The 2786-nt window shown below is 50.9% G+C and carries 3 protein-coding genes and 4 pseudogenes; 5 read left to right on the top strand and 2 right to left on the bottom strand.

The features are described 5' to 3' along the window. Positions 1–121, top strand: a pseudogene (locus LCF40_RS22980) (IS630 family transposase); the annotation flags it as partial. Between the two features lie 162 nt (positions 122–283). On the opposite strand, the pseudogene LCF40_RS22985 reads toward LCF40_RS22980, so the two are convergent. Next, a pseudogene (locus LCF40_RS22985) lies at positions 284–376 on the bottom strand (IS5/IS1182 family transposase); the annotation flags it as partial. Between the two features lie 81 nt (positions 377–457). On the opposite strand from LCF40_RS22985, the gene LCF40_RS22990 reads away from it, so the two are divergent. After that, positions 458–640 (top strand): hypothetical protein, encoded by a 183-nt coding sequence (locus tag LCF40_RS22990; RefSeq protein ID WP_224830442.1) that lies wholly within the window; start codon positions 458–460, stop codon positions 638–640. A gap of 83 nt (positions 641–723) precedes the next feature. Here LCF40_RS22990 and LCF40_RS22995 read toward each other — a convergent pair. After that, positions 724–813, bottom strand: a pseudogene (locus LCF40_RS22995) (IS5/IS1182 family transposase); the annotation flags it as partial. Between the two features lie 140 nt (positions 814–953). Between LCF40_RS22995 and LCF40_RS23000 the strand changes: the two are divergent. The 3 genes and pseudogenes from LCF40_RS23000 to LCF40_RS23010 all read left to right on the top strand — a co-directional run. After that, positions 954–1247, top strand: a complete 294-nt coding sequence (locus LCF40_RS23000) for a MarR family transcriptional regulator (protein WP_224830443.1) — start codon at positions 954–956, stop codon at positions 1245–1247. Between the two features lie 356 nt (positions 1248–1603). After that, entirely contained in the window at positions 1604–2137 is a 534-nt protein-coding gene (locus LCF40_RS23005; RefSeq protein WP_224830444.1) for an Rrf2 family transcriptional regulator, read from the top strand. Between the two features lie 165 nt (positions 2138–2302). Then, positions 2303–2659 (top strand): annotated as a pseudogene (locus LCF40_RS23010) (mechanosensitive ion channel family protein); the annotation flags it as partial. Positions 2660–2786 lie beyond the last annotated feature (127 nt).

Raw genomic sequence — 2786 nt, forward strand, 5'->3', positions numbered from 1 at the left:
GAAGCTCAATCAGGTACTCGGTAACCGCCTCTTCGACTCACTGGACGAACTTCAGGATGCCGCGCTCGCTGCACTCGACAGCATCAATCCGCCAAATATCTTTACGTATTTATGTCCGTAAGTATCAGGCAGCCGTTTTTCGAGTGCTACCGAGATGTTCAAAGAGTTCTATGACACCCTATGTCGTCATATTTTGTGCTTCGTAGGACCGCTAGCCGTGAGCTGATTTTGCAGGTTTCGCTAGTGTATCCACTGGTGGGAAACCGCAATACTGCGGCGGTTCCTACGGATATCTAACCGATCGACGAAGATTGTAGACCGCACATTTGAGAACCATCTCGCGAAATTCGAGGTGCCAGCTTCGCGCACGCACGGCGTAGTGATTCACAGAATAATTGGGTATAGTCGTTTTACGGTAAACCGATGCTATTTTACCGTAACGATACGAGACCGAAACATGCCACCGGATGGCTATACGTCGATTACAGTCCCTGACGAGGTGTTTGAGCAGCTTACGGAGGTTATGAGTGAGTACGAGTGTGAGAGTATCGCCGACGCGACTGCAACCGCGTCGGCGATCGCACTCGAACGTGACGAGGCAGCGCTAGCCCGATTACTCGCTCAGCGACTCGCCGAATAAGTACGCAAATCCCAGTACTCCACTATTTACCGTAAAGGTGGCCCAAATTACGGTAAGTATACCCAAAACTTAGCTGAGTCACTATCGGGGTTGGCGGGTTCGTCCGGGTTCTCGACAACGCTTTTAGCTTTCGCAACCGATTTTCGGGTGAAGAGGCGGAATTCGGATACCACAACACTCTGCCTCTTCGCTTTCTACGGAGATAACGCGATTGCGGCGGTCCAGTCTACCGTTCCTACAGAGCAATATTTTGTGATACGGAGATCGAAACTGACTTGCAGTGATATGGGATAGGAATACTATATTAAATCATATGCCAGAATCAACTCAGGAGTTAACGGATCTACCTCCGAGTTCGAAACTCGTCTATAAGGTTCTCCAATACGAGCACGAATTGACTCAGAACGAATTGACTGACGAGACACGTCTTGCAAAACGCACGGTTCGCGATGCATTGCAGCGGCTCGAATCCAGGGGTTTGATCGAGGAAGGCATTTATATTCGAGATGCACGACAGAGTCTCTATCGAATCCCGGAATCTGATCGCGCTACGTGCGAACCCGACCGGATTGGGAGTGGTGGTACAACCCGATCGGAATCACACTAACAGATCGCACAACCTGGGGGGAACATTCCGGAAGGGAAACCAGGTCATGCAAGTAAGTCACAGACATGCAGAATCATAGGTTTGATTGTTCTTCTCCAACTAAAAGAGGAAATGTTCTTAGTAGTGATTGCGGGAAATCCAGATTCCAGATCCAGGTGAGGGGTAGTACAACATTCCCTATCTGGTTGGATATCGCATGGCTAGCGGCACAGTCCTGACTGTCAGTTAGTTGCCTGTGGACGAACATTCAATTCAAATGTTTCTAGAGCTACAAAATAATAGCTGATTGAGGAGCCATTTCTCCTCATATAGGGACAACCGATAATTTTATCAGCATCTATAGTGGAGTTTCTCATATGTCATCAATCGACCTCACATCGAGCCAGAAGAAGATCCTGCGCACGCTGACGAACCTTCATAGAGAATCCGAAGACACGATCAAAGGCGAGGAGATCGCTGAGGAGGTCAACCGAAACCCTGGCACGATCCGTAATCAGATGCAGAGTCTGAAAGCGCTCCAACTCGTCGAGGGCGTCCCCGGACCAAAGGGCGGCTACAAGCCGACGGCGACGGCCTACGAGGCTTTGGAGATCCAGCAGATGAACAATCCTGCGTCTGTCCCGCTTGAGCACGAAGGTGAAGACGTCGAGGGCGTTATTGTCGAGGAGATCGACCTCTCGAGCGTTCACCATCCAGATCTCTGCCGCGCAGAGGTGCATATTCAGGGCTCGATTACCGATTTTCACGAGGACGACGCCGTCACCGTGGGCCCAACACCCCTCTCGAAGCTCGAGATCGAGGGCCACGTTGATGGGATAGACGAGACGGACAACATCCTCGTTCTCCAAATCGACGATATGGTTGCACCGGCTCAAAACTCAGACCAGTAACCGACTTCACCTCTTTGGCTTGATCACCAGGCTCGCTCATATAGGACAAAATCTTTAATATGCCATATATGTTAATAAATTTTTAATTCAAAAATTTCACAATAATGTGTATCATCTTCCATCCGAGGATATAAATAAACACCTTGCTATATCACCCACGAGAGTATGTTACCACTTCAGCAAGGAGTTTCCATCGATCCCCAACAGTACATCCCGCCACTTGTGAGTGCACTGACGACGGTCGCGTTGTTCGTCGTCGCATTCGCGCTCATTTACTGGATCGGGAAGTCATTCATGTCTCGAACAGTCGAGCGTGGTCTCGAACACCGTGGTTTCGATCAGACCCTAATTGACCTCGCCGTCAGCACGACTGTGGTAGTGGTCACCGTTGTGGCGGTGGCGCTGGCTGCGACAGTCGCCGGATTCGGTGTCGTCTTGGGGGCGTTCGCAACGTTAGCGGCTGCCCTTTCCCTTGCCGTTGGCTTCGCCGCACAAGACCTCATCGAGAATTTCGTCGCTGGTGAGCCTGTCTAAGAATTCCGCCTCACCGGTTCTCCTGGCGCCAGCTGAAGATACCGCTGCACGCTGCGACAGATCGATTGACCCGTCGACAACAAAGAGAACCGAGCTCAGTTACCCGGCGATCGCG

Source organism: Saliphagus infecundisoli (assembly GCF_020177375.1).
In the GTDB taxonomy this organism is placed as follows: domain Archaea; phylum Halobacteriota; class Halobacteria; order Halobacteriales; family Natrialbaceae; genus Saliphagus; species Saliphagus infecundisoli.